Annotated in this window: 31 protein-coding genes and 1 pseudogene; 15 read left to right on the top strand and 17 right to left on the bottom strand. The window is 63.5% G+C overall.

What is annotated here, in order from left to right; all coding sequences use genetic code 11:
* Positions 1 to 24 precede the first annotated feature (24 nt).
* Positions 25 to 561 carry a VOC family protein gene (locus BCO18175_RS10720; RefSeq protein ID WP_174980607.1) on the bottom strand — a complete coding sequence of 179 codons (537 nt, stop codon included), beginning with the start codon at positions 559 to 561 and terminating at the stop codon, positions 25 to 27.
* Positions 562 to 763: 202 nt separating this feature from the next.
* Positions 764 to 1,681, bottom strand: coding sequence for a LysR family transcriptional regulator (locus BCO18175_RS10715; RefSeq protein ID WP_174980606.1), 918 nt, complete (start codon positions 1,679 to 1,681; stop codon positions 764 to 766).
* Between the two features lie 321 nt (positions 1,682 to 2,002).
* On the opposite strand from BCO18175_RS10715, the gene BCO18175_RS10710 reads away from it, so the two are divergent.
* From BCO18175_RS10710 to BCO18175_RS10700, 3 genes are all read left to right on the top strand, one after another.
* Positions 2,003 to 3,319 (top strand): MFS transporter, encoded by a 1,317-nt coding sequence (locus tag BCO18175_RS10710; RefSeq protein WP_174980605.1) that lies wholly within the window; start codon positions 2,003 to 2,005, stop codon positions 3,317 to 3,319.
* A 156-nt stretch (positions 3,320 to 3,475) separates the two neighbouring features.
* Positions 3,476 to 4,726, top strand: a complete 1,251-nt coding sequence (locus tag BCO18175_RS10705; RefSeq protein WP_174980604.1) for an MFS transporter — start codon at positions 3,476 to 3,478, stop codon at positions 4,724 to 4,726.
* Positions 4,727 to 4,897: 171 nt separating this feature from the next.
* Positions 4,898 to 5,509 (top strand): cysteine hydrolase family protein, encoded by a 612-nt coding sequence (locus BCO18175_RS10700; protein ID WP_174980603.1) that lies wholly within the window; start codon positions 4,898 to 4,900, stop codon positions 5,507 to 5,509.
* 19 nt (positions 5,510 to 5,528) lie between these two features.
* On the opposite strand, the gene BCO18175_RS10695 is transcribed toward BCO18175_RS10700, so the two are convergent.
* The 4 genes from BCO18175_RS10695 to BCO18175_RS10680 all read right to left on the bottom strand — a co-directional run bounded on the left by BCO18175_RS10695 (position 5,529) and on the right by BCO18175_RS10680 (position 8,998).
* The gene (locus BCO18175_RS10695; protein WP_174980602.1) at positions 5,529 to 7,154 is read right to left on the bottom strand and encodes an amidohydrolase; all 1,626 of its coding nucleotides are present in this window, start codon (positions 7,152 to 7,154) and stop codon (positions 5,529 to 5,531) included.
* A gap of 23 nt (positions 7,155 to 7,177) precedes the next feature.
* Positions 7,178 to 7,333, bottom strand: a complete 156-nt coding sequence (locus BCO18175_RS10690; protein ID WP_174980601.1) for a hypothetical protein — start codon at positions 7,331 to 7,333, stop codon at positions 7,178 to 7,180.
* A gap of 149 nt (positions 7,334 to 7,482) precedes the next feature.
* A complete protein-coding gene (locus BCO18175_RS10685; protein ID WP_174980600.1) occupies positions 7,483 to 8,298 on the bottom strand; it encodes a helix-turn-helix transcriptional regulator in 816 nt (271 codons plus the stop codon).
* A 223-nt stretch (positions 8,299 to 8,521) separates the two neighbouring features.
* On the bottom strand, positions 8,522 to 8,998 hold the full coding sequence (locus tag BCO18175_RS10680; RefSeq protein ID WP_174980599.1) for a nuclear transport factor 2 family protein: 477 nt from the start codon (positions 8,996 to 8,998) through the stop codon (positions 8,522 to 8,524).
* Positions 8,999 to 9,327: 329 nt separating this feature from the next.
* Here BCO18175_RS10680 and BCO18175_RS10675 point away from each other — a divergent pair, with 329 nt between their 5' ends.
* Positions 9,328 to 9,714: a winged helix-turn-helix transcriptional regulator gene (locus BCO18175_RS10675; protein WP_174980598.1), complete on the top strand. Its 387-nt coding sequence runs from the start codon at positions 9,328 to 9,330 to the stop codon at positions 9,712 to 9,714.
* A gap of 495 nt (positions 9,715 to 10,209) precedes the next feature.
* On the opposite strand, the gene BCO18175_RS10670 is transcribed toward BCO18175_RS10675, so the two are convergent.
* Positions 10,210 to 10,581: a YXWGXW repeat-containing protein gene (locus BCO18175_RS10670; protein ID WP_174980597.1), complete on the bottom strand. Its 372-nt coding sequence runs from the start codon at positions 10,579 to 10,581 to the stop codon at positions 10,210 to 10,212.
* Between the two features lie 607 nt (positions 10,582 to 11,188).
* On the opposite strand from BCO18175_RS10670, the gene BCO18175_RS10665 reads away from it, so the two are divergent.
* Positions 11,189 to 12,274, top strand: a complete 1,086-nt coding sequence (locus BCO18175_RS10665) for a porin (protein ID WP_174980596.1) — start codon at positions 11,189 to 11,191, stop codon at positions 12,272 to 12,274.
* A 175-nt stretch (positions 12,275 to 12,449) separates the two neighbouring features.
* Here BCO18175_RS10665 and BCO18175_RS10660 read toward each other — a convergent pair whose 3' ends face one another.
* Complete coding sequence (locus tag BCO18175_RS10660; protein ID WP_174980595.1) at positions 12,450 to 12,848, bottom strand: GreA/GreB family elongation factor; 399 nt, start codon at positions 12,846 to 12,848, stop codon at positions 12,450 to 12,452.
* Between the two features lie 512 nt (positions 12,849 to 13,360).
* On the opposite strand from BCO18175_RS10660, the gene BCO18175_RS10655 reads away from it, so the two are divergent.
* Positions 13,361 to 13,690: a DUF4148 domain-containing protein gene (locus BCO18175_RS10655; RefSeq protein ID WP_174980594.1), complete on the top strand. Its 330-nt coding sequence runs from the start codon at positions 13,361 to 13,363 to the stop codon at positions 13,688 to 13,690.
* Between the two features lie 157 nt (positions 13,691 to 13,847).
* On the opposite strand, the gene BCO18175_RS10650 is transcribed toward BCO18175_RS10655, so the two are convergent.
* On the bottom strand, positions 13,848 to 14,309 hold the full coding sequence (locus tag BCO18175_RS10650) for a CBS domain-containing protein (protein ID WP_174980593.1): 462 nt from the start codon (positions 14,307 to 14,309) through the stop codon (positions 13,848 to 13,850).
* Positions 14,310 to 14,486: 177 nt separating this feature from the next.
* Between BCO18175_RS10650 and ribA the strand changes: the two genes are divergently transcribed.
* Together ribA and BCO18175_RS10640 are read left to right on the top strand one after the other, a co-directional pair.
* Positions 14,487 to 15,137 carry a GTP cyclohydrolase II gene (gene ribA / locus BCO18175_RS10645; protein ID WP_069260282.1) on the top strand — a complete coding sequence of 217 codons (651 nt, stop codon included), beginning with the start codon at positions 14,487 to 14,489 and terminating at the stop codon, positions 15,135 to 15,137.
* A gap of 221 nt (positions 15,138 to 15,358) precedes the next feature.
* The gene (locus tag BCO18175_RS10640) at positions 15,359 to 16,633 is read left to right on the top strand and encodes a tyrosine-type recombinase/integrase (protein ID WP_174980592.1); all 1,275 of its coding nucleotides are present in this window, start codon (positions 15,359 to 15,361) and stop codon (positions 16,631 to 16,633) included.
* A 70-nt stretch (positions 16,634 to 16,703) separates the two neighbouring features.
* On the opposite strand, the gene BCO18175_RS40535 is transcribed toward BCO18175_RS10640, so the two are convergent.
* On the bottom strand, positions 16,704 to 16,859 hold the full coding sequence (locus BCO18175_RS40535) for a helix-turn-helix transcriptional regulator (RefSeq protein ID WP_236027678.1): 156 nt from the start codon (positions 16,857 to 16,859) through the stop codon (positions 16,704 to 16,706).
* Positions 16,860 to 16,913: 54 nt separating this feature from the next.
* On the opposite strand from BCO18175_RS40535, the gene BCO18175_RS10630 reads away from it, so the two are divergent.
* Complete coding sequence (locus tag BCO18175_RS10630) at positions 16,914 to 17,123, top strand: hypothetical protein (protein ID WP_122947506.1); 210 nt, start codon at positions 16,914 to 16,916, stop codon at positions 17,121 to 17,123.
* A 528-nt stretch (positions 17,124 to 17,651) separates the two neighbouring features.
* Here the strand turns inward: BCO18175_RS10630 and phoU are convergent.
* Entirely contained in the window at positions 17,652 to 18,359 is a 708-nt protein-coding gene (phoU, locus tag BCO18175_RS10625) for a phosphate signaling complex protein PhoU (protein WP_122947505.1), read from the bottom strand.
* Between the two features lie 502 nt (positions 18,360 to 18,861).
* Here phoU and phaP point away from each other — a divergent pair.
* The 3 genes from phaP (at position 18,862) to BCO18175_RS10610 (ending at position 20,246) form a co-directional block, all read left to right on the top strand.
* Entirely contained in the window at positions 18,862 to 19,212 is a 351-nt protein-coding gene (gene phaP, locus BCO18175_RS10620; RefSeq protein WP_174980591.1) for a TIGR01841 family phasin, read from the top strand.
* 167 nt (positions 19,213 to 19,379) lie between these two features.
* Positions 19,380 to 19,577 carry a hypothetical protein gene (locus tag BCO18175_RS10615; RefSeq protein ID WP_122947503.1) on the top strand — a complete coding sequence of 66 codons (198 nt, stop codon included), beginning with the start codon at positions 19,380 to 19,382 and terminating at the stop codon, positions 19,575 to 19,577.
* A 333-nt stretch (positions 19,578 to 19,910) separates the two neighbouring features.
* On the top strand, positions 19,911 to 20,246 hold the full coding sequence (locus BCO18175_RS10610) for a hypothetical protein (RefSeq protein ID WP_174980590.1): 336 nt from the start codon (positions 19,911 to 19,913) through the stop codon (positions 20,244 to 20,246).
* Positions 20,247 to 20,266: 20 nt separating this feature from the next.
* Here BCO18175_RS10610 and BCO18175_RS10605 read toward each other — a convergent pair whose 3' ends face one another.
* The 3 genes from BCO18175_RS10605 to BCO18175_RS10595 form a co-directional block, all read right to left on the bottom strand.
* Entirely contained in the window at positions 20,267 to 20,566 is a 300-nt protein-coding gene (locus BCO18175_RS10605) for a hydrogenase maturation factor (protein WP_122947501.1), read from the bottom strand.
* A 68-nt stretch (positions 20,567 to 20,634) separates the two neighbouring features.
* The gene (locus BCO18175_RS10600) at positions 20,635 to 21,057 is read right to left on the bottom strand and encodes an NUDIX hydrolase (RefSeq protein WP_174980589.1); all 423 of its coding nucleotides are present in this window, start codon (positions 21,055 to 21,057) and stop codon (positions 20,635 to 20,637) included.
* Positions 21,058 to 21,297: 240 nt separating this feature from the next.
* Entirely contained in the window at positions 21,298 to 21,594 is a 297-nt protein-coding gene (locus BCO18175_RS10595; protein ID WP_240202006.1) for a helix-turn-helix transcriptional regulator, read from the bottom strand.
* A gap of 37 nt (positions 21,595 to 21,631) precedes the next feature.
* Here BCO18175_RS10595 and BCO18175_RS40525 point away from each other — a divergent pair.
* Together BCO18175_RS40525 and BCO18175_RS10590 are read left to right on the top strand one after the other, a co-directional pair.
* Positions 21,632 to 21,841: pseudogene (locus tag BCO18175_RS40525) on the top strand (hypothetical protein).
* Between the two features lie 196 nt (positions 21,842 to 22,037).
* The gene (locus BCO18175_RS10590; protein ID WP_089445524.1) at positions 22,038 to 22,280 is read left to right on the top strand and encodes a hypothetical protein; all 243 of its coding nucleotides are present in this window, start codon (positions 22,038 to 22,040) and stop codon (positions 22,278 to 22,280) included.
* On the opposite strand, the gene BCO18175_RS10585 is transcribed toward BCO18175_RS10590, so the two are convergent.
* Together BCO18175_RS10585 and BCO18175_RS10580 are read right to left on the bottom strand one after the other, a co-directional pair.
* Complete coding sequence (locus BCO18175_RS10585) at positions 22,249 to 23,337, bottom strand: hypothetical protein (RefSeq protein ID WP_174980585.1); 1,089 nt, start codon at positions 23,335 to 23,337, stop codon at positions 22,249 to 22,251. The genes BCO18175_RS10590 and BCO18175_RS10585 overlap by 32 nt on opposite strands.
* Before the next feature lie 8 nt (positions 23,338 to 23,345).
* Positions 23,346 to 23,681 (bottom strand): hypothetical protein, encoded by a 336-nt coding sequence (locus BCO18175_RS10580; protein WP_174980588.1) that lies wholly within the window; start codon positions 23,679 to 23,681, stop codon positions 23,346 to 23,348.
* Positions 23,682 to 23,753: 72 nt separating this feature from the next.
* On the opposite strand from BCO18175_RS10580, the gene BCO18175_RS10575 reads away from it, so the two are divergent.
* The gene (locus tag BCO18175_RS10575) at positions 23,754 to 23,990 is read left to right on the top strand and encodes a hypothetical protein (RefSeq protein ID WP_089445526.1); all 237 of its coding nucleotides are present in this window, start codon (positions 23,754 to 23,756) and stop codon (positions 23,988 to 23,990) included.
* 28 nt (positions 23,991 to 24,018) lie between these two features.
* Here the strand turns inward: BCO18175_RS10575 and BCO18175_RS10570 are convergent, their stop codons facing one another.
* Entirely contained in the window at positions 24,019 to 24,375 is a 357-nt protein-coding gene (locus BCO18175_RS10570) for a hypothetical protein (RefSeq protein ID WP_174980587.1), read from the bottom strand.
* Positions 24,376 to 24,487 lie beyond the last annotated feature (112 nt).

Genomic DNA, 24,487 nt, shown 5'->3' with positions numbered 1-24,487 from the left:
AGTGAGAGGGGCGCGCGGGGCCGCTTACGCGGAGGCGGCCGCCGCGTCGATGATGCGAACCGGATCGGCGCCATCCCATGCGCGGGCTTCGGCGATGCCGTGCGCGATCATGTCGCGCATGCCGGCGCCTTCGATCACTTCGACGCGTACGCCGGGATCGTCGGCGTCGTCGAGATACGCGACGCGCGTGGCCGGGTTGCGCGCGTCGAACACGACACGCAGGCCGCGCGCCGTGAGTTGCGCGAGTGCGGCATCGAGATCGTCGACGACCCACGCGACGTGATGCAGCCCGACGAGCGGCTGCCCATGCGCATCGCGGTACGGGGACGACGTGTCGTTCGTTACGTGAATCAGTTCGATCTGCAGATCGCCGCGATACGCGAGCCCGACGTCCATCGTGACCGTCGCCGGCTCGCCGAGATGATGGCCGTCGAGGCGCACGTTGCGGAAGACGGTCCACGGGCCGACGCCGTGGCGTTCGCGCCAGCGCGCGATGCTGCGGTCGAGATCGGCGACCACGTAGCCGATCTGGTCGATGGGGCCGAGGACAGGGTCGTTCATGACGTCTCCGTGGCGGACGCACGCGTGCGTGCCGCGCGATGAATGACGGCCATGATCGCAACAAAGCGCGCGCGGCGTGCCATCCAAACGGATGAGTGCGCACGCTTCGCCATGACGTGACGGGGGGCGCGCCAGGGAGCGACGATGCAGGTGCGTGAAGCGGAACGGAGGAGGAGAGCGCTGCCGGGCGGCGATCCGCGCGTTACCGCGCGTTCGGCCCCTTGACCGTCAGCCGGCACACGGTCGCGAGTGCGAGCAGGTTCGGGTCGCGTTCGCGCCGGTGCAGGAAGCTCAGGCCGATCGTCTGGCGGATCGTGGGCCCCGCAAGCGGCACGAGCGCGATCTTGTGCGCGAACAGGTCGCGTACGCGGCCGGGCAGCAGCGAGCAGCCGACGCCGCCCGACACGAGGTTGATCAACGAAAAGATGTCGCCCACCCGCATCACGACGTTCGGGGTGACGCCGACCGAACGAAACGCTTCCGTGAAGCCGTGATGCGTCGCGAAGCCTTCGCCGAGCGACACGAACGGTGCGTCGCCGCACCTGCCGAGATCGATGGCGTCGTGCCGCGCGTACGGCGAGTCGATCGGCGCGGCGAAGAACATCTCGTCCTCGAACAGCGCGATCGATTCGATCTCGGTGTCCGGTTCGGGCAATGCCATCAGCGTCGCGTCGATCGCGCCCTGCCGGAGCTTGTCGAGCAGGTCGGCGTTCGAGCCGAGCACGAGCTCGGCCTGCAGCTCGGGGCGGCGTGCCTTCAACGCGATCACGACTTCGGGCACGGTGCGGATCGTCAGCGAGTAGAGCGAACCGATTTTCAACTGGCCGGCGCCGTAGCCGGCCGCCTCGCGCGTCGAGCGGATCCCGTCCGTCATCGTCTTGAGCACTTCGCCGGCGACTTCGGCGAGCACCTGCGCGGCATCGGTCGGAATCAGGTTCCGCCCCTCGTGGCGGAACAGCGCGCAATGCATCCCTTCCTCGAGCGTGTGCAGCGCGCGGTGCACGCTGACCGTGCTGACGCCCAGCGCCTCGGCGGCCTTCGCGAGGCTGCCGGCTTCCATGAAGGCGAGCAGCACCTCGAGCTTGCGGAACGTGATCTCTTCGTTGATGCGGTTGCGCATGGTGCGAGCGACGGGAAGGGCGGCCGACGATTCTGCCGCAGAACCGGGGCTGCAACAATGCGCGAATTTCCGGGGTTTTCGCGTGGCGGAGCCCGGCGGGGCAACATTTAATCTCCGGCTAATCATCTGCCGCGGGCATTAATTGATGCGGGTTTTTGGCGTCCCTATGATCGTTTTGCGCTGGTCGTGCGCATGGCCGAGAGGTTTCGATGGTGCGTGCCTGTCTCGCACCGGCCGGCGATCCGAACCGCCGATTCGCCCGTGCTCGCCGCGAAAAGCGGCTCGCATGTGCGCGGCGCCATGAGACTGCAGGAGAAAAGCATGCGCGACTCACGTCGGAACTCGCGGCATCGGCAGGTGGTTGCCGCTGTCGTCGGCAACACCCTCGAGTGGTACGACTTCATCGTTTACGGTTTCTTCTCCGGCATCATCGCGCGGCTGTTCTTTCCCGCCGAGAGCCAGTACGCATCGCTGCTGATGTCGCTCGCGACCTTCGGCGTCGGCTTCTTCATGCGCCCGGTGGGCGGCATCCTGCTCGGGCTCTATGCGGACCGCAAGGGCCGCAAGGCCGCGATGCAGCTCATCATCTTCCTGATGACGCTGTCGATCGCGCTGATCACGTTCGCACCGTCGTACGCGGCGATCGGCCCGGCAGCGCCGGTCCTGATCGTCGTCGCGCGGCTGCTGCAGGGGTTCGCCACCGGCGGCGAATACGCGAGCGCGACCGCATTCCTCGTGGAAAGCGCGCCGGAGAACCGGCGCGGGCTGTACGGATCGTGGCAACTGATCGGCCAGTGTCTCGCGGTGTTCTCGGGTGCCGCGATGGGCGCGTGGGCCACGCAGTCGCTGTCGGAGGCGGCGTTGCATAGCTGGGGCTGGCGCGTGCCGTTCGCGCTCGGGCTGCTGATCGGGCCGGTCGGCCTGTGGATCCGCCGGCACATGGAGGAGACCGAGGCGTTCCTCGACGCGAGCAAGTCGACCGTCGAGCCGCCGGCGAGCGTGTCGGGCGTGCTGCGCGACAACCTGCGCGGCGTGCTGGTGTCGATGGGCCAGACGATCACCGGCACGGCCGTGTTCTACGTGATGCTCGTGAACATGCCGACGTTCGTGCACAAGACCTTCGGGCTGCCGCTCGACCAGGTATTCAAGGTGCAGATGGCGGCGGTTGCGCTGCTGACGGTGACGATTCCGGTTGCGGCGCTCGTGTCCGACCGCATCGGCCGGCGGCCCGTGCTGATCGCCGGCACGCTGTCGCTGCTGACGGTCACGTATCCGCTGTTCACGTGGCTGGCTGCCGCGCCGGGCATCGGGCGCCTGCTCGTGATGCAGCTCGTGATCTGCACGATCATCGGCATCTGCTACGGGCCCGCGCCGACCACGCTCGCCGAACAGTTCGCGACGCGTTCGCGCTCGACCGGCATCGCGCTCGCCTACAACGTCGCGGTGATGGTGTTCGGCGGCTTCGCGCCGTTCATCGTCACGTGGCTGACGCACGCGAGCGGGTCGCCTGTCGCACCTGCGTGGTACGTGTTGTTCGCGGCGTCGTTCGGGCTGCTCGCGAGCGTGTTCATGCATGACGGCGCGCCGTGCGTGCTCGCGCGCCGGCAGTTCCAGGGTGAGCCGTTGAGCGTCAAGTAGCGGCCACGGCCCGGCGCCCGCGCCGGCGAGCCATCGGCGCGGGCGGCATGCAGGGTGTCGGTCCTGCCGATGGTTAGCATCGCGGTCGGCGGCCTACCGCGGCCGCCGGCCGGTCGTTACGCTTGGGCGATCATCCACTCTGTCCGGAAGGTCGCCATGTCCCGGCTCGATTACACGTTGCTCGGCCCCTGCCTGCTCGCCATCGCGATCGACGCGATGGGATTCGGGCTCGTCTATCCGATGATGTCCGCGATCTTCAGCGATCCGCACGCGGGCATCCTGCCGGCCGACGCCGGCGCGCATGCACGCAATTTCTACCTCGGTCTGGGCTACGGGATCTACCCGTTGTGCATGTTCTTCGGCTCGTCGCTGATGGGCGACCTGTCCGATCGCTATGGCCGCCGCAGGATCCTGCTGCTGTGCGTGCTCGGCCTCGCGGGCGGCTACGCGATGATGGCGGCCGGCGCATGGCATGCGAGCGTCGCGCTGCTGCTGGCCGGCCGTGGGCTCACCGGCTTGATGGCCGGCTGCCAGGGCATCGCGCAGGCGGCGATCACCGACGTGAGCACGCCGGAGAACAAGGCGTACAACATGAGCATCATGTCGCTCGCGTTCAGCGCGGGCGTGATCGTCGGCCCCGTGCTCGGCGGCGTCACGTCCGACCGCACGATTTCGCCGCTGTTCGACTACGGCACGCCGTTCGTGCTGGTCGCCGCGCTGTCGCTGGTCTGCGCGTTCTGGACCTGGGCGTCGTATCGCGACTCGACGGCCCCGCGCGGCGACACGCGCATCGATCCGCTGCTGCCGCTGCGGATCATCGGGGAGGCCGCGCGCCAGCGCAACGTCGCGTTCCTGTCGGTGGTGTTCTTCCTGATGCAGGTCGGCTATGGGCTCTACCTGCAGACCATCATGCTGCTGCTGCAGGCGAAATTCGGCTACACGAGCGCGCGGCTCGGGCTGTTCAGCGGCGTGATCGGCCTCTGCTTCGTGTTCGGCCTGCTGTTCGTCGTGCGGCGGATGCTGCGCGTGTGGCGCGTGGTCGACATCGCGAAGACGGGCCTGCTCGTCGCGGGCGTTGGCCAGGTCCTGTCCGCGCTGTTTCCGCAGGAGTCGGTGTTGTGGGCGCTTGCGATGGTCGTCGGCTGCTTCGACATGGTCGCGTATACGACGATGTATACGGCGTTCTCCGACGCGGTCAGCGAGGACCGGCAAGGCTGGGCGCTCGGCGTCGCGGGCTCGGTGATGGCGGTTGCGTGGGTCGTGACGGGCGCGCTCACGAACCTGCTGCCCGTGTTCGGCGAGATCGGCCTGCTGCTGATCGGCGGCGCGGGCTTCCTGCTCAGCTTCGCGATGATGGTCGCATACGGCCGCACGCAGCCGGGTGCGCGAACGGCGGCGCTGTCGTAGGGTTTGCACGTTGGCCCGATCCTGTCGGACGTTGTCCCGCGCGCCGCTGTCGCGTCGGGCCGCGCGGCCCGACACTGGCGCCTCGCGTCCCGGGAGCATCCGGGCCGCGTCCGGTGGCGCCGGCTGGCCCGGCGCGCCGTTCCTTCGACATGCCAACCGAGAGAGCGACCCATGCAACATCCGACCATCCGTACCCTGGCGGGCGCGAGCGCGCCGACGTCGATCGCCGCCGCCCGCACCGCGCTGCTGGTGATCGATTTCCAGAACGAATACTTCAGCGGCCGCCTGCCGATTCCGGAGGGGCCGCGCGCGCTGGGCAATGCGCAGCGCGTGATCGCGTTCGCCGACCGCGCGGGCATTCCTGTGTTTCACGTCCAGCACGTCGATACGGTCGACAGCCCGATCTTCGCCGACGGCAGCGACGGTTTCCGCTTTCACGCGGACCTGCAGCCGGCGTCGCATCACGCGGTGGTGAAGAAGACGTCGGTGAGCGTGTTCCCGACGACGGACATCGATACGCGCCTGAAGGCGGCAGGTATCGACACGCTGATCGTGACGGGCCTGATGACGCATGCGTGCGTCGCCGGCGCGGCACGCGATGCGGTGCCGCTCGGCTACGCGGTGATTGTCGTCGACGACGCATGCGCGACGCGCGACCTCGACATCGCGGACGGCGGCACGGTATCGCACCGCGACCTCCATCGCGCGACGCTGGCCGCGCTGTCGGACACGTTCGGCGACGTGCTGACGACCGAGCAGGTGCTGGCGCTCGGCGTCGCCTGACGGCCGCCGGCTTCGTGCTTCAGTCGGCCCAGCCCGGCGCGGCGTACACGACTTCGCCGCGGAAGCACGTCTCGATCACGCGGGTTTGCGCGAACGTTTCGACCGGGTGCGCGAACGGATTGCGGTCGAAAATCGCGAAGCTCGCGTCCTTGCCCGCTTCGAGCGAACCCGTGCAGTCGTCGAAGCGCAGCGCATACGCGGTGTTGACCGTATAGGCCTCGAGCATCGTGAGCAGGTCGAGGCGTTCGTGCGGATTCCACGGCGGGCTGTCGGGCTGGTCGATCAGCAGGTGCGTGACGCCCGTCTGGATGATCTGCATCGGGTCCATCGTGCTGACCGACCAGTCGGAGCCGGCCGCGAGCATCGCGCCCGCGTTGCGCAGGCTGCGGAACGGATAGTTGCGCGCGGTGCGTTCCGCGCCGAGCAGGTCGCGATAGAGCTGCTGCTGCTCCTCGCGCGCGGCCGTCCACAGCGTCTGCACGCTGGCGATCGCGCCGAGCTGGTTGAAACGGCTCATGTCGGCAGGATCGACGATCTGCAGGTGCGCGAGCTGCGCGCGCCGGTCGCGCCTGCCGTTGCGGATCCGGACGTATTCGAGCGCGTCGAGCGTCATGCGCACCGCGCGATCGGCGAGCGTGTGGAAATGCAGGTCGAAGCCGGCCGTATCGGCGAGCAGGCAGATCTCGTTCAGCGCGTCCTGGCTCCACAGCGCGAGGCCGCAGTCGTCGGTGCCGGCGTACGGCTCGAGCAGTGCGGCGGTTTTCGATTCGGGCACGCCGTCGACGAAGATCTTCACCGTATGCAGGCGCAGGTTGTCGCACTCGTACTCGCGACGCCATCCGGCGAAGCGCTCGATCTGCTCGCGCGGATCGCGGCGCGGGTTCGCATAGAGGCCGGCGCTCATGTACACCTTCAGCGTGCCCGCGCGCTGCGCGGCGGCATACGCCTTGAGTTCGGCCTCGTCGACGCGCGCGTCGAACCAGCCGGTGATGCCGTAACCGTGCGCCATCGCGTGCGCTTTCGCGAGCGACTTCGGGTAGCCGGCCGGGCTCAACTGCGGAATGATCGGGCAGACGCGGTAGAACGCTGCTTCGTGCACGACGCCATTCGGCGCGCCGGATGCGTCGCGTTCGTACACGCCGCCGGCCGGGTCGGGCGTGTCGGTATGGATGCCGGCCGCTTCGAGGCCCTTTGTGTTGAGGCAGCCGCTGTGTACGTCGAAGCCGACCACGAGCAGCGGCCGGTCGGGCACGATCCGGTCGAGCAGTTCGCGGGTCGGATAGGCGCCGAATGCGGCCAGGTTGGCGCCGCCGAGATAGACCCATGGTTCGTTCGGCGTCGCATCGGCGCATGCGCGGATGCGCTGCAGGATCGTGTCGGGATCGTTGATGCCGGACAAGTCGAAGTCACCGAGGATCTGGTGGCCTTCGAGCGGGTGCACGTGGCCGTCGATGAGGCCCGGCAGCATCAGCCTGCCGGCCAGGTCGACGATGCGCGTCGCGGGGCCGGTCAGTCGGCGGATGTCGTCGTCGCGACCGACGGCGACGATCTTGCCGTCTTTGGTGGCCAGCGCCTGAGCGAAGCGGCGCTGCGCGTCGCCCGTGTAAAGCAGGCCGTTCAGATAGACGGTATCGGCGTGTTGCATGTGTCTCCTCCGGATGGGGGCGGCTAGGTGCCGGTGCTGCGCGGCAGGCGCGGCGATGCGTCGGGGTGAAGGCCGGCCGCCGGAGCGTCATGCCGATCGCGCCGCCGGGTCTGAATCGGCGGATCGACGCGCGACGCGCGCTCGGCCGTGCGGGCCGGCGTCCATCCGGTATTCGGCATGCCGTGTCTCCTTGATATCCGACGCGTTCCTGTCGTCGGGTGAGTCAGATACTAGGAGCGGGGCGGCCGGCTGTCTGTCATCGTTTTGAGGACAACGCGCGACAAAGGCGGCGGGGGCGACGGGGATTGATGCGATGCGGAGGGAGCATCTATTGACCGCGGTCCTCCGGCGGTTCCTCTTCGGTCACGCACCACGAGAACAACCCGGCCCGGTTCACCACGCCGAGCTTCGCGAGCGCGCGCCCGAGATAGGTGCGCACGCTGCTCGGCTTGAGCGCGAGCGTGTCGGCGATCTGCGGGACGGGCTGGCCTTGCAGCACCGCGCGGCACACGAGCCGTTCGCGCTGCGACAGCGCCGCGCCGCTGGCCGACAGGCGCTGTTCGAACCGCTGCAGCAGCGCGCCGTCGTCCGAGCGCGGCGTCAGGCGTGCGAGCCGCGCATGCTGGATCAGGAGCGGCAGCACGAAATCGCCGAGCTGCCGCAGCAGTGCCAGCTCGGCCAACGTATAGGACGGCTGGCCGCGCCGGCGGAACAGCGAGAACGCATAGACATAGTCGCGCTCGCTGCCGAGCAGCGTGCAGTCTTCGCCGAGATCGCCGAGCGCGAATTGGCGGCCGTATTCGGTCGCCGTGTCGATTTCCTCGTTGCACGAGAACACGAGCTGCGAATCGGTGGCGCGCTCGATATGCGGGAGCAGCGTGTCGGTGCGCCAGTCACCCTGTGTATACAGATCGAGCGCGTGGCGGGTGCCGTCGGGATCGTCGCCGCCCGCGAAGAACAGCACGTCGACGCTGTCGACCGACTGCGACGGCGCATCGCGACGGTATCGCGTCGCGACACTGTAATGGGACTGCGGATCGACGGTTTCGCGCAGCCAGGCCCAAAGCCGGGCGGGAAACTGCGGGCTGCCGAGGCTGGCGACCAGGTCGCCGGCATTGCTGAGGGAAATATGGGCGGGGCTCATCGTTGACACCGTCTTCGCGAACGGCCGCCCGTGCCGGCCGTGCTTCGCGTACGACGGCGCGCCGGCGGCGGTGCGGTCGTGCGGGACGGAGGCCGATGCGGCGGCGAAGCACGATTGTAGGGGACTTCGACGGCGCGGGGCATTCGCGCTTGCCCGACGGGCGGCCGGTCGTCTATCGACGGGCGGTGCGCATCGTTGCGCACCGCGTGCCGGCCCCCGCGTGTCAGAACATCGTGTTCGCGTTCGCGGACTTCTCGGGCACCGGCTGGATCACGTCCCAGTGTTCGACGATCTTGCCGCCCTTCACGCGGAAGATGTCGACGACGGCTTCGCCGCGATCACCCGGGCGCTCGGTCGCCTGCACGTGCAGGTAGACGAGGTCGCCGTCGGTTGCGCTGCGCACGATGCGCGCACGCGATGCCGGGTTCTTCTGGAAGGCGCCGACGAAGTACGACACGAACGGCTTCTTGCCGTCCGGCACGTGCGGGTTGTGCTGCTTGTAGTCGTCCGCGACGACGGCGGCGGCTTCGACGGCTTCGTGTTTGTTGAAGAAGCGGTCGTAGAACGTCAGCACGAGCTGGCGGTTGGCTTCCTCGGCGGCCAGGTCGCGTGTGGCCGGGCCGGCGGCCAGCGCGGCTGTCGACGCGGCCAGCAGGACGAGCGCGGTAACGGCGCGGACGGGGGAGCGGAGCGATGACATGTAGCGGGTTCCTTGTCTGACGAAGCGTAGGTTGGAGCGTGATGCGCGACGGCTGATCGAGCTGACCGTGACGATCGGCGGGCGACGGGGCATGGTTGCGGATGCACGTCTCTTATCGACGTGGGGAATTCACCGCGCTGTCCGTATCGTCACGAAACGGACAGCGCGAGGCCGCGCGTTGTCGTCATGCTTCGTTGAACTGGCGAATCCGCGCGGCTGCCGGGCCGATCGAATGGTACAGTTGCCGCGAACCCGTCACAAGAAGTCAGCGCGGTGTGAACAGGTCACACCGCGCTGACCATGCGTTGCCCTTGAAAGAGATTCCAGCCATGGCGTTCCCGCCCACCGACGAAACCGTCGAACTCGATCAGCCGTGCCCGATCCGCGATGTGCTCGACCGCATCGGCGACCAGTGGAGCCTGCTCGTGCTCGAAGCGCTGTCCGGCGGGACGATGCGTTTCAACGAACTCGGCCGCGCGATCGGTGATGTGTCGAACCAGATGCTGTCGCGCACGCTCAAGCGGCTCGAGCAGGACGGCTTCGTCAGCCGCACGCTGTTTGCCGAAGTGCCGCCGCGTGTCGAATATGCGCTGACCGACCTCGGGCGTTCGTTCCTGACGCCGATGCAGGCGATGATCCGGTGGGCCGACGAACATCATCGCGCGATCTGCGCCGCGCGACGTCGTGCGCGGGCGCTGGAGGACGGCAGGCGCTGAGCGCGGCGCACGCGCTGTCTCGTCGAGGGGCGATGCGTGGCGGATCGGTTGCGACGCGACGAGGCATGACATGACCGCATGTGCAGCGTTGTTCCATGATTTCGTTATCCGAACGATCTCGTCGACATGAGCAGGAACGCCTATGCATCGGTGTGTGCCGATTATCTCGAATGCGGCAATGCGCCGGCGGTGCTCTGTCAACGAGGGCACGCGCCCGGGGTGATCGAAACAGCGGTCTTCCGCTGCATGGCGCTCGACCGGGGCGGCTGGCCTCGGGGCGGGGCGGGGTGGCGCGCCGGAGATCGGCGGGCATGTCGATGGTCGAAGTTGCGTGACCGGACGCCTCGGCACCGGTTTGGGCGCCCCCATCGGGGCCGGGTGGGGCAGGATTCGCGGGGATGCCTGCCCGGCATCATGATGTCGGGGCCGAACGGTGCGGATTCGCTCGCGCCACCCGGCTCCGCGCCTGCCATCGGCCGGGCGCCGGGTGCCGGCCTATCGCCACGTACCGTCGACGTAGATCCACACCTGCCCCTGGCGGCGCCAGTAGCCGGGCACCCACCGCCGACCGGGGCGCCGTGCGACCCAGCGGCCGGACACCCATATATAGCGGCCACGCTGCCAGCGCCAATAGCCGTCCGTCCATATATAGCCGTGCGGCCGTGGCGGCGGCGGACGGCGGTCGTGCCGGACGGCCGGCGGCGCGAAGCCCGGGCGGTCCCCATAGGGCGGCCCGCCGGGGACGCGGTTCGGACCGGACGGCCGGTACACGGGCGGCGCGGGCTGGGCAGAGGCGGCGCGCAGCCAGCCGGTGCCGACGAAGGCGGCAGTCAATCCGATGGCGCGTAACAACGAGCGTCGATTCATGGCGTGTCCTGTTCTGTATTCGAGGCTGCCTTACATTAGCCTGCCAGTCGGCCGGCCGGGTTACGCGAGCGGTTAAGGCTGTTACGGTGTGTCACGGCGGGCGGGCTAACCGCCGGCAGGCGGAGACCGGCCTTTCTATTCTTCTGCAGCTGACGAGTGTTGCCCGCGATACGAACATCGCGCCCTGTTTACTGGCTGGCGGATGCGTTTTAGGTGCCCGGCGCCTGAAATTCGAGACTGATTCGGGTAAAATTTGCCGATTCCGGGGTGTCGCGCCGAATCCGTTTGTTGTTTCTATGCAACCGTCAAGACGATGACATGAAAGAATGGTGCGATGAATGCCTTCAAAAAGCCCCCGTCAAGAAGTCAAAAACAAACATCAAAACAAATACTTATAACTCGGCCCCACTTTCATTATTTCTAGTTCTGGAAAAGCTTATTTCTTTATTTGCGGATCGCTCCCCTAGGGTACACCCCTAAACTCACGGTTCCCAAACGGGCAACTATCCGGGCGCGGCCAGCAGGATCGATGGCGCTCCCGGGCGGTTGCAGACCGTTTATGAACAAGGTCGCGAGACCTGCCTCTTTTTAGAAGGGAGCTCCACGAATGAACAAGACTCTGATCGTTGCAGCAGCTGCAGCATCGTTTGCTACCGTCGCTCACGCACAAAGCAGCGTCACGCTGTACGGCGTGCTGGACGCAGGCATCACCTACCAAAGCAACGTCGGCGGCAAGTCGCTGTGGTCGATGGGCTCGGGCGTTGACCAAAGCCGTTTCGGCCTGCGTGGTTCGGAAGACCTCGGTGGCGGCCTGAAGGCAATCTTCACGTTGGAAAGCGGCTTCAACATCGGTAACGGCAAGCTGGGCAACAACGGCGGCATGTTCAACCGCCAGGCTTTCGTTGGCCTGTCGAGCCAGTACGGCACGGTTACGCTGGGTAAGCAATACGACGCAACGCAAGACTACCTGGCGCCGCTGACGGCAACGGGCTCGTGGGGCGGCACGTACTTCGCGCACCCGATCAACAACGATCGTCTGAGCACGAACGGCGACGTCGCGCTGAACAACTCGATCAAGTACACGAGCGCTAACTACGCTGGCCTGCAATTCGGCGGCACGTACTCGTTCTCGAACAACACGAACTTCGGCAACAACCGTGCATACAGCGCGGGTGCTGCATACCAGTTCCAAGGCCTGAAGCTCGCAGCTGCATACTCGCAAGCGAACCTGGGTGACGGTACGAACGCAAACGGCGCATCGTCGATCAACGCACAAGGCCGCGTCCGTACGTACGGCGCTGCTGCTGGTTACGCATTCGGCCCGGCACAAGTCGGCGCTGCATGGACGCAATCGCGTATCGACAACCAAGCTAACGGTGCTGGCACGCTGCGCGCTGACAACTACGAAGTCAACGCAAAGTACAACCTGACGCCGGCTCTCGGCCTGGGCGCTGCTTACACGTACACGAACGCGAAGGTCAACAACGGCAGCTCGCACTGGAACCAGTTCGGCGTTCAAGCTGACTACGCTCTGTCGAAGCGCACCGACGTCTACGCACAAGCTGTGTACCAGCGTGGTGCGAAGGGCAACAACATCGTTGGCACGGGCATCTACAACGGCAACCTCGACACCGCGTCGAGCTCGTCGATCAACCAAACCGCAGCAACGGTTGGCCTGCGTCACCGCTTCTAAGCGTGACGGCGGGGTAACCCGCTTCGCAGCATCAAAAAAGGCGCCTTCGGGCGCCTTTTTTTCGTCTGCGGGATGTGATGTCGACGATTCGCGTCGTCCGGATGCAAAAAAGCGAGGCCCATGCCTCGCTTTTTTCGTGGTGCGCCGTTGCGGCGCGGTGCCGCCGGCAGGTGGCTCAGCGCGTGTATTCGCCGTTGGCTTCAGGCTGGAACACGATCGCGGCGACCTTCATCAGCTTTTCGGCGCCGCTCGGCTGCATCACCTTGACCAGCTGGCCGCGCTGGGTGCCCAGCAGTGCCATGCCGACGGGCGAGAAGACGTTCAGGCGGCCGAGCTCGAGATTGGCGGCGTCCGGATAAACAATCGTCCAGGTGGCTTGTTCCTGGGTTGCTTCGTCGAGCAGCGTGATCTGCGAGTTCATCGTGACGACGTTCGCCTTGATGGCATCGGGCTGGACGATGTCGGCGCGTTCGAGCAGCGTATCGAGCATCGACTGGAAGCGCGGGTTGTGTTCGGCGTGCTTCTCGAGGCGAGCAACGTCGAGTTCGGTCAACTGGTAAAGGCGTTGTTTCATGGCAGTTCTCCAAATGATCGGCAGGGGCAGGCGGGGCGTGCCTATGAGGATCGCCCGGAGCCTGTCTGACCTGGCTCCGGGAGGAGACCGAGCGGTCAGATCAGGCGCCGGGCAAGGGCGAGCGGCGCCTGGGCCGTGCGTCGAGCGAGGGGATGCGCCGTATGACCGGCGCGCGCGCGCACGCCGGCGGGGCCGGACGGCGAAACCGAAAGGGGCGTGAGCGCGTACATGGTGGGTGGAAGATCGACTGACGAATAAAACCTTACGATTCTACAACACAACCTTCGGAATATGTGATTTGGCTGTCGGCATTTCGTCAGCGATTGTTGTGCAGGTGACGCAAGTTGCAGCGCTGTCATCCGGAAAAAGCCGGCGATTTTTGTCAAAATCGCAACGCTGTATGTTCAAACTAAGGGTTTCCCCTTGGGGTGGCGAGAACTACACTGGATTCAATCGCTTCAGACAGTCCTGCCGAGGCGACGCCATAAGAGAACATATTCCGGAGGTAAATCATGAAGTCGATCATCTACGCAGCCATCGCCGCATCCGTCCTTGCAGCCCCGATCGCATCGTTTGCGCAGTCCGAGCAGGGGCTGACCCGCGACCAGGTCAAGGCCGAGCTCGTGCAACTCGAACAGAACGGCTACAAGCCGCTGGCGAGCGATTCGCAGTATCCGGACAACATCCAGGCCGCCGAACAACGGATTCAACCGAACCAGCCGATGCTCGCGCAAGCGGATACGAGCGGTTACGGTGCCGTGGCGACGGGTGCCGGTCAAGCCGGCCGTCGCGTGACGCGGGAAGCGCCGAATCCCGTGAACTCGGTCTACTTCGGCAACTGAAGAACGCCCCCGGGTCTGCCCGAGCGCACCGCTTAATCGACGAGACGCGCGCGAGTTGTGCGCGTCATTCGCCCGCAGGAGCAGAACCTCCGTCGCCGCATTCCGGCGGCTTTCCGCCCAGACGCTCGCGCGTTTGGGCCTTTTTTGCTGGGGCGGGTCAGGCGGACGTGACGGCGGGCGTGCCGTGGATATAGTGTTCGAGCTGGCTGATCGTGAACTGCTGATCGGCAATCACGCTCTTGACGAGGTCACCGATCGAGATGAGGCCGACCAGCTTGCCGCCGTCGAGGACGGGCAGGTGGCGCATCCGGTGCTCGGTCATCAGCGCCATGCACTCGTCGGTGGATTGCGACGGTTCGACGTAGCGCACCTTCGCGGTCATGATTTCCTCGACGCGGGTGGCTTTCGACGAGCGATCCAGCAGGACGACCTTGCGCGCGTAGTCGCGCTCGGTGACGATGCCCGCGATGTCGTCGCCGTCCACGACCAGCAGCGCGCCGATGCCTTTTTCCGCCATCAGCTTGATGGCGTCGTAGACGAAATCGGTCTTCGTGACGGTGTAGATGGTGCGGCCCGAATCCGGCTTGGCCTTGAGAATCTGCGCGACAGTCGTGCTCATTCGCTTTCTCCGTGTGCAGGTCGATGCTGGGCAGGCAGGGCGTGATGTGTGTCACCCGACGAGCCCAGTATAGCCGCGCAGGTGGCGGCAGTCGCGTGACGATTCCAGATTAGCGGTAAACTCCCGTCACGCACTATCCACACAACTCCTACATTCCTGAACGTTTCGATTGAATTCATGATGTCATCGCGTCCCCAATCGCCCACGCCGGGCAATGGCCAGGCCGACGAGTGCGTGACGCTCGTCGCTACCGCGTCGCTGCCCACGCGCTACGGTACGTTCACGTCGTACGCTTTCCGCGTATCGGGCAGCGATGCCGAACATCTTGCGCTCGTGATGGGCGACGTCGCCGGCGAGCAGTCCGTGCTGACGCGGCTGCATTCCGAATGCCTGACCGGTGACGTGTTCGGCTCGTACCGCTGCGACTGCGGCGAGCAGCTCGATCTCGCATTGCGCTATATCGCCGCCGAAGACCGCGGCGTGCTGCTGTATCTGCGCGGCCATGAAGGGCGCGGGATCGGCCTGAGCAACAAGATCCGCGCGTACGCGCTGCAGGAGCAGGGGCGCGACACCGTCGAGGCGAACCTCGATCTTGGCCTGCCCGACGACGCCCGCGAATACGATTCGGCCGCCGCGATCCTCCGGATCCTCGGCGTGACGTCGGTGCGGCTGATGAGCAACAACCCGGCGAAGTTCGACACGCTCGCGAAGCACGGTATTCCCGTCTGCGAACGCGTGGCGCTTGCGGTGCCCGTGCGCGAGGAAAACGAACGTTATATCCGCACGAAGCAGACGAAGTTCGGGCATTACTTCGAGGAAAACGAGTAGCGAAAACAAGGGGCTCTGCGGAGCCCCTTGCTCCATCTGGCTCTCACCCCTCGAAGTCTTTCTGGTAAAGGGTTTGAGCGGAAAGTTGCGTTTGTCAGGTGCCTTGGCTGCACTTGACGAAATAGGCGAAAACTTGGCACTCTGGCGTAACATTTTCCTACGCCAGACCGAAAAGCTACGCTGCGGTCCCGGCCTCCAACAAAAACCTACGCCGACCGCCGATGAGATTCGACGCACGTACCGCGAGCAAGCTGCCTGCGGGCCAACATATGACCTTTGACGGGTTTCCCGGACTTCGCTTCCAGGCGAGCGAAAGCCGCCGATCTTGGATCTACCGATACAAATCCCCCATCGACGACCGGATGCGCCAGGTGAAGCTCGGCGAATGGCCAGCCATGGGTTTCCCTGCGGCGATCTCTGAGTGGGAGCAAAAGCGATCCGAACGTGATGCTGGGGCGGATCCCGCTGCCGCAAAGCGTGAGAAGCGTGCCGCGGTTGTTGCTTCTCGCTCTGTCGACGCCTATACCGTCAAGCAGGTGTGTTTCGACTACATGGGCGGCTATCTCGAGCCGAACCGCAAGGAGAAGGGCGTCGTCGAGGTGAGGCGAATGTTCAAAGCCATGCTGGGACCGATCGAGAGCGTTCCAGCCGCGTCGATCACCCGCGCCCAGGCGTTCGAGTTTCTGGATTCGTACCGGGCGACGCCAGCGCTCGCGGCGCGACTTCGGATGGAACTGGGCGGCGCTTGGGACTATGCGATGGACGCCGGCCGACTCCCCGACGGAACGCCGAACTGGTGGCGAATGATCCTGCGCGGCAAGCTTCGCAGCAAGGGGCGCACGATCGACGGCGTCGCCATGGGCACGAAAAAGCGGGTATTGAGCGAGGATGAGATTGGCACGCTGCTCCGCTGGCTGCCGAATATGAGCCTAACGGTTTCCGACGCGATCACGTTGTATCTGTGGACGGGCGCCCGCGGCGGCGAAATCATTTCGATGGAGGCGCACGAAATCGCTGAGGAAAGCGATGGCCTCTGGTGGACCGTGCCGAAGGAAAAAACGAAGAACTCTTGGCGGTCGAAGGCGGGGGATTTGCGGGTTCCGATCACGGGCCGAGCGGAGGCCATTGTGCGACGGCGCAAGGAACAAGCCGTGAACGGATTTCTGTTCCCAACGTCGACTGGCGAAATGATGAAACAGACCGTAATTTCGCATGGCATCTACTACCATCAGCCTTACTGCAAACAGGCGCCGCATCACAGTCGGCCGCGCCTGACGGTGACTCACTGGTCGCCGCATGATCTGCGCCGTACCGCCCGCACAATGCTCGCGGCGCTTGGATGCCCCCATGATGTTGCAGAGGCGGTGCTCGGCCATATTCAGCCAGGCGTAGCCGGCGTGTACAACCGGCACCACTACGATCGCGAGCGGCGTGAATGGCTCACGCGCCTTGGCCAGTTTCTTGACGAGCTTGCGCTGAAGTATCCGAAGAAGTAGTGCGCCGGCGTCGGTTGCCGTGGCCCATGTTTGGCGGAGGCGCGAGGTCCGATTCCCGGCACGCTTCTGCCTAGGCTTCCACGTCGCGCGTCAGCCAGGCTACGCGCCGATCGGAGAGTAGCCGCGGCTTCGGAAATTTGCTCTCGCGCACAAGTTTCTGAACGGTCGCTACCGACAGCGAGAGAGTTGTCGCGACTGCGGGCAGGTCTAGGTAGAGCGGCTTCATGGTGGACGATGCGGGCATGCTACGATTCCTCCGTCTCAAAATGGTGTTGAATCAATGCAGAAGAAATTTTTGATGCGCGGGTACGAGATGAACTGCGAACCGCGCGTGACGGAGGACGGCAAGTACGCCGCCCAGGTCGAGGTAACGAAGTTGGGATTCAGCCGTGAGGCCGCGTTCCGCGCGCTCGGCACGTTCGATACCGAGGTCGAGGCTGTTGCCTACGCGAAGAAGTTTTCGGAAGAGTGGTTGAGCCGGTACGCGTGACGATCGATACCCCATGCAGTGCCTGCATTGCAATGCATGGTGCATCTGCCGATATTGAGCCACGACATCTCGAGCTGGTTGGAGTGGTTACGCGGAATGGGAGTCCGTTCGAAGAGCACTATCAGTGCCCAATATGTGGCGCCTCGTCTTCACGTTCCGTAGCGGCAGTGCCGGAGGCGCGCATCTGGTTCTTGGTCGATGGCGCGCGGCATTGATACGTATTAGCTCTGATCTGCCCGGTCTCTCAAACCATCATGCCGAGTGCGTGGCCCAGGGCCGGCGTAAGCGTGGTTGGGTAGGGGCGCGCGGTCATGGGGGCATCTGTATAAGCCTGGACTAGACGAGACAGCGTATGTTCAGCTGACTCAGTTCGGCCACGCAGAGTCATCCGCTTGCACGGTTGCCCAGACATTCAGACGTCTGTTCTGCGCTGGTGAGCTGCCATTCCCTTCGCGTGGCCACCGTGCGCCACGCATGGCCGTCGCGTAACGCTCAATCCCTTGGGCGGCTCGACGCGTTGTCAGCCCTTCATTTGCGCAGGGCTTCTCGCTCGATCAGCTCGCGGGGCAAATGCCGGACGTCCGTTCCCTTGACGATATAGATGACGAGTTCCGCCAAATTCGTCGCATGGTCACCAATCCGTTCGATGGCCGATGCGATGGCCAGGTAGTCGAGCGCGGCGGTGATGACACTAGGATCCTCAGCCATGTACGTGACCAACTTGCGCATGAACCCGCGGTACTGGTCATCGATCGCATCGTCTTCACGCAAGATTTGCGCTGCGGCACTAGTGTCGAGTCGAGCGAATGCATCGAGGGCATGGCGCAGGATGGCCGCTGCCAACTGACCGGACAACAGTATTTCCGCGATGTTGATCTTGATGCCGGCTCCCTCTTGGGTGATTCGCAGGGTCCGTTTCGCAACCTTACGCGCCTCGTCGCCGGCACGCTCGAGATTGGTGATGCCCTTCGAGATTGCCACTAGCAGACGCAGATCGGACGCTGCGGGTTGGCGTCGCGCGATCACGTTGCAGCACTCCGCGTCGATCTCGACTTCCATCTCATTGAGACGATGCTCTGTGGCAATGACATTCTCGATCAATTCCAAGTCAAAGTGGTTCAGCGCCGCGATCGCATCATTCAATTGCGACTCAACGATGCCCCCCATCTCGAGAAATTTGGACGACAGATGCTGCAGTTCAGCGTCGAAGTGACTTGAAATATGTTTGTATGCCATGGAGAGCTCCCGTCGACGTATTGACCGGCACTGTTATCGTCGCTTTTAGTTCGGTGACTGCCTACAAGAGGCATCCGCCCGTGATGCAGTTGGCGGCCAAGAAACTTGGTTGCCTCATTGTGGTCAGAAGAATGTGGCACTGTCTATCGCGACCAATATTCACTGCTCTGACACGAGCTGGGTGCAACTCGTCGGTTGTCCCTCAGCGCGCTCGAAGCCATGTGCAGGAACCTACCGACGTCGAGTGGACTGTTGGGTTACGGCCGTCGGACGACCCGAGTTTCATGTCGTTTCGCATGATTGCTTGATCGGTCCGGCTGGTAACGTTTCCGAACTGGGGCATCCACCTATAGGGTGGCGCCCCCCCGATTCAATACGATCAAGCTAGAATGTTCCCGCTAAATTAACATTGCGCTCTGACGGGAAAGAGTCGGGTTTGCCCAGCTTGCCCTTGCCCCCGAGTCGTTCGGGCAGGCGTCGAACTGCACAAGGGAGCGTACAAATGACGGGTTTCACGCCGGACCAACTGGTTGCCTCAAGCAAAGCCACGGTGGCCGCCATGTTTGCGCTCGCGAACCAGGCGTTCCACGGTTGCGAGCAAATGATTCAACTCAACCTGCAAACGGCTCGACAGGCGCTTACCGAAAGCCGGTCGTATTGGCCTGAAGCGCTGTCGCACAAGGCTCCGGAGCATGCCATCGCACACCATACGATGCTGTTGCAATCGAGCACCAAGATTGCGCTGTCGTATGGCAGTCAACTTGCCGCCATTGCGTCCAACACTCACGCAGAATGGTTGAAGATCGTCGGATCGCAAGTCGAATTGCATTCCCGCGGCCTTCCGCGCGGCTAACCGTCTTGCGAGGCATATACCGGCCCGCACGGACGTTACAACAAGCATGCTGACCGCGTTGTTTCGGCTGCGGTCATTGACCGGGGTCGCGTTGTTGTTGGTACCACAGCGATGTGGCGTCGCCATGTGTCTGCGCATGCATCCATATTCGATGCGAGGAGCTTACGATGCCGAGTCCGCACGAAATCGCCAAGTTGATGATGGCGTGGGACGCCCCGGACCAGATTGAATCCGACCGCGAAGAGCTTTTCACGTTACTGGAGCGCCAACTGATTGCCTTTGATCCGTCGGCGTCAGAAGATCGACATATTCTGGTGACGGCCGAAGGTCACGCTGTCCTGAAAGCGGTCTCACGAATTCGTTAGGCAGACTGGGCAATTCGACAAGGCTTGCCTAGTCTATCCAAGCCAGCAGGGCAGCGCGATAATCGACCATAACTCTCAGACTAGGTGGGAGTCAGCCGTCGCCAGGACTGGACGCAATGACGGAGGCAACGATGGACGGATCATGGGTTGGGATCGTGGTCGGGACGTTCGTGCTGGCCCTCGCGGCGCTCGCTGTCGCGAGCCACTATCGCCGCGAGCATCGCCGTGCGGAATTGCTCAGAAACTTGGATCACCACGACTGGTGTCGATGGACACATGCGCATCGAGCCGGTTCAAGGTCAGTGAAACGATGAGACGCTGTTCGCTGAAAAAATGAATCAAGGAGTAGAAACCGGCTACACGCTCGATGTGCTGCCGGTTCCACTCTCTCGCAATGGCTTGTCATCGGTTTTTGTTACCGACATGATCGGAAAACAACCAAGTACCGGGGGCAATATGCGGAATCCTGAAGAAGTGCCGGCTGGGCCGATCTGGGGGGTGATTGCCGGTGTCTTAATGGTAGCGACTGGAATCGGCCTCGGAATCGCCTCGAAACTCGTCAACGGCGCCGGCAATTTCGATGAGTCGTTGGCCATTAGCGCCGTGATGTTCGGCGTCTTGCTCGCCGTGTACGCAGGTCATGAGATGACGCGCAAAAAGCGACACTGAACGAAGCAGGCACTACCCCGCTAATTCCGCGATTGCCGGTCACACATCGATAGGCTCAGCAGCAGGTCATCAACGATGATCTGGCCTGCTGCGCGCCCCGCACGCACCGCTTCCAGACTTTCGGCGAACGGCTTCCCGCGATCGCCGGCCAGTCGAACCGGCGTGAAGAGTAGCGCAGACGTGTCGCTCATTCGAACCTGCACAACCACAACGTATCCCCGACCGTTGCTCGTGATCTGGGTGCAGGCATCAGCGAGGCCGGTATCGACTTCGCATCGCACCTCAATCGTGTAACCGTGATAATCGTACGTGCTGCTCATCGGTACCTCGACATGTTCGGATTGACGTTGCAGTCGGCTCATCCAATCCGGGGTGTCCGATGGCGACGTTATCGGCCCGCAGACACACCTTCTGCGCTTACGCGTGAACGATTGTATAGAAGCTCGACGATCTGCAGTGTGGGCACGCTGGTCGGAAGCGAAGTTACCTCGAAATGTCCGAACCATCGACAGCGCTTGATCTCCATGCCCGGTTGTGGTTTGGCGTGCACAGGAACGTCGGCCACGAACACATGGTGCAGCTTCGTCAATCCCCCGAACTGGAAAACATAGGTCAATTTCAGCCCGATTAAACCCGTTTCTTCCCTGAGTTCACGATGGGCGGCATCAACGGGAAATTCGTCAGACTTAATGGTGCCGCCCGGCAGTGCCCAGCGCGACGCGGTACGCGCCACGAGCAAAACTTTCTGCCCTTGACGGCAGACGATGGTGGCTCGCTCTTTGAGATCTGGCGTGCTTGATCGAGGGGACATGGCTCTGGTTACGTTGCGTGGGATAAAGGCCCAATTTCGGCCGGATGGATAGTACCTCACTCGTGGTGAATTACCACGTACGTGACGAATATCGTAGCGCAACGTCGTGGGCGCCAACGACGGGCCAGTAACCAAGTCCGATGACCGTTGCACGCCTGAGACCTGCCATCCGTAAGTTATTCAAATGACCGGCCGCAGTGGGTCGATCACGGCCCTTGATGAAGTGACGGCCAAGCAATCTCAGACCTGATCCGCCGCTGACTGAGAGGTCGAGTCTTGGCTTGCGCAAGTGACCTTGCGGCGCCGGTTGCCGTGGCCAGTGTTGGGAGGAGGTGCGAGGTCCGATTCCGGGCATGCTTCTGCCCAGGCTTCTACCTCGCGCGTCAGCCAGGCAACTCGCCGATCGGAGAGCAGCCGAGGCTTCGGAAATTTGCTCTCTCTTACCAGTTTCTGGACGGTCGCCTCCGACAGCGAAAGAGCGGTCGCCACAGCGGGTAGATCGAGGTAGAGCGGTTTCATTTTGGTCGATGCGGACATGCTACAGATCCCTCTGTCTCAAAATGGTGTTGAATCAATGCAGAAGAAATTTGTGATTCGCGGGTACGAGATGAACTGCGAACCGCGCGTGGCGGAGGATGGCAAGTACGCCGCCTAGGTCGAAGTAACGAAGTTGGGATTCAGCCGGGAAGCTGCGTTTCGGAATCTTGGCGTGTTTGGCACTGAAGCCGAGGCTGTTGCCTGCGCGAAGAATTATTCTGAAGAATGGCTGAGCCGGTACGCGTGACGGAGCAGGAGCAACACCTATCTCTGCTACGACGTCGAGATTGAGGCGACCAAACGAGATCCGGATATAGCGGTGGCGTCGTAAATTTCGCGGCACGCCTGCCAAAGTGCGCCGTCAACCTCAAACAGTGTGCCGCTTCCCGAAATCTCAGTCGCCGCCGCGTGCTACGATGATTGATCGGCGAGCGGGGGGAGCAATGGACCTGGACGAATTCAAGCCATATCGTGGCTATTTCTACCGAGTCTCTGCAAATTTCGGCGACGATGGCCAGTGGCGCGGCACGATAGATGTTCTTCGGCGCCATTGGAACGGCACCACCGAAACCGTGATTTCGCAGATGAGCGTGCCTGGCACTTTCATTTCGGAGGGCCTGGCACTCGACGCCTCCGACGCCTACTGTCATTTGCTCATCGACGAGGGGAGTTTCGGGGAGGAGTAGTTTCAAGACACCGTCCAGTCCGGAATTCAACAACCCACACCCAGGGGTTTTTATCCCAGCCGTGACCGCGGGCGGCGTCGATGGCGGCATCGAGTTCATCGGCGCGCAGCGTGTCGCCAATGCCGTTGATCACGCTCCAGCGCTGGCCGCGCCGTAGGCATCGATACCGCTCGGCACACACCTTATCGTCGTCTGTCACCTCGGCGCGCGGCTCCCGCTGAAACTCGTACATCAGGGCGACTCGAAGTGCAGTTCGCGTATCGCGCGTCGGTTTCTCGTGGTAATCGTCTACGACGGTGAGGATTCGCTTCGAACGCTCGATCGCGTCACGCGGCTCCGGCTGCTGAGCGACGAGAAGGGCGTCGATCGTCGAGAACAGGTCGGTAATGCGCGCCGGTGGATCGTTCTCCCATTCGACTTGGGCCAGTTCCTCCCGCGCCTGACGCAGCGCATCCGTCAGCCCCTGCCGAGTGGCGACCTGCGCGGGCGGGGCGGCATGGCGCACGATCTCGACGACCATTTCAATGCAGTCCACCGGCAGGCCAATGCCGTGCGCGTCGCAGATCGAAACCACATCGTCGTAATCGAACGCCGCCCACTCGTCGGTCACTGGCGGTTCGGGCTGCTTGGCGTCGGCGTCCGCTTCCCGCCTTTCGAGGAAGTCGACCAAATCGTCATAATCGGTGTTGTCCCAAACGGCACCGATGCCCCCGCATTCGGCGCAGCCTGCGCCGAGATCGCATTGAAGGATGTCGCTGTACGGGTATTCGCCGACCGGATGCCCGTCTTCGGATTCGTGACAGCCCGAGCAGGTACGCCAGAAGCCTTTGCCGCTCGTCAGAACCTCGTGCACATTCGAAAGCTCTACGGCCGGCACTGCTTCGTGCTGCTCGACAGGGGATGCGACGAGGATCAGCTCGTCGGAGAATCGCGCGAACGAATCCGCGTCCTGAAACAATAGCCCGGTGAAGTAGGCTCCTGCGTATTTGCGCGCGACCGCTTCGATCGATTCGCGCGTCAGCGCATCAGCGCGGCTCTTATCGGTGGTCGTGGTCATGGCGCTCCTCACGCGTGCGTTGCATATACGGCGTACGGGCCGTCGTCGTTGTCGCCGATCTCGATCAGCCACCAGCCTGGCTCCGGATCGGGATTCCAGAGCGAGACACCTTCGCCGCGTTCCCAATACGCCACGACGGCCGGATGATCTGCCGGCTCGGATTCGAGGTAGTAGATCGACGTCTTGATGCCGGCCTGCGCCTCGAGCGCGGCCCACTGTTCCTTCGTGCAGTGCTCGGCGCTGTCCATCATGACCGTCCAGAAGTGGAGCAAATCGGGGTGGATGAAATAGCCGTCTTGGTCACGCACGACGGGGATTTTTTGCAGCATCGGTGTGGTGATCATGTGTGGTCCTCAGGACGTCGGAAGGTTGTATTGCATTCGTGCTAGGCTCGGACTCACATAGCGGAGGTCGTCATGCAGCGAACTATCCAGTACCGCGGCTTTGAAATTGATGTCCAACTGACCTCATCTGCTCCGGACATGTACGACGTCACGTTCCAGATAAAGGGTCACGACAATCTCGGTATCCTTGGTGCGCGCGGACATCGGATAAAGCTTCGAAATGGCCCATTTACCCGACGCTGGGCATACCTCGTGGCCGAGATCGCAGGGCAGGCGGCGATTGACGTTTTGCTTGGTCCCGACGAGTGATCTGCGTCCTCGGCCGTCAATTCGAGAGCTAGGCCTTTCCTCGGCTAAGGTTCTCGGCCAGCAGCTCGTTTACCTGCTTGCGGGATGCGGATCCGCGTGCGGCTCGTTCGCGTCGCAGCAGATGCGCCAGCTGCCAGGCCTCGTCCGTGAAGGTGACCCAATGCGTGGGCTTCCGGCCGTAATGCGACAGAGGTTCCAGCAGCGCGGCGGGAACGCGGCCGAATGACAGAATGCCGGCGTCCTCGAACCGTCCCAGGGAGACGAGATCGGCGTCGTTCATTCGCATGCCTTCGAGTAGGCCGCCGTATTCGACGCTGCACGATTCCGCGTAAAGGATGATGCTGCGCTCAACCTTCGTGAGCGAGGTGATATCGATGGTGGTCATGGTGCATTCCTTGGGGGTCAAGCTTCATTGGCTGATGTGTTGATTTCCACCGAGTCTTAACCCACCGATTTCATCTAAATCTGACCCACCCTGAGACAGCGTAGTACATCTA

The organism is Burkholderia lata (genome assembly GCF_902499335.1).
GTDB classification, from domain to species: domain Bacteria; phylum Pseudomonadota; class Gammaproteobacteria; order Burkholderiales; family Burkholderiaceae; genus Burkholderia; species Burkholderia lata_B.
This window is presented reverse-complemented; position numbering and strand designations above follow the sequence as displayed.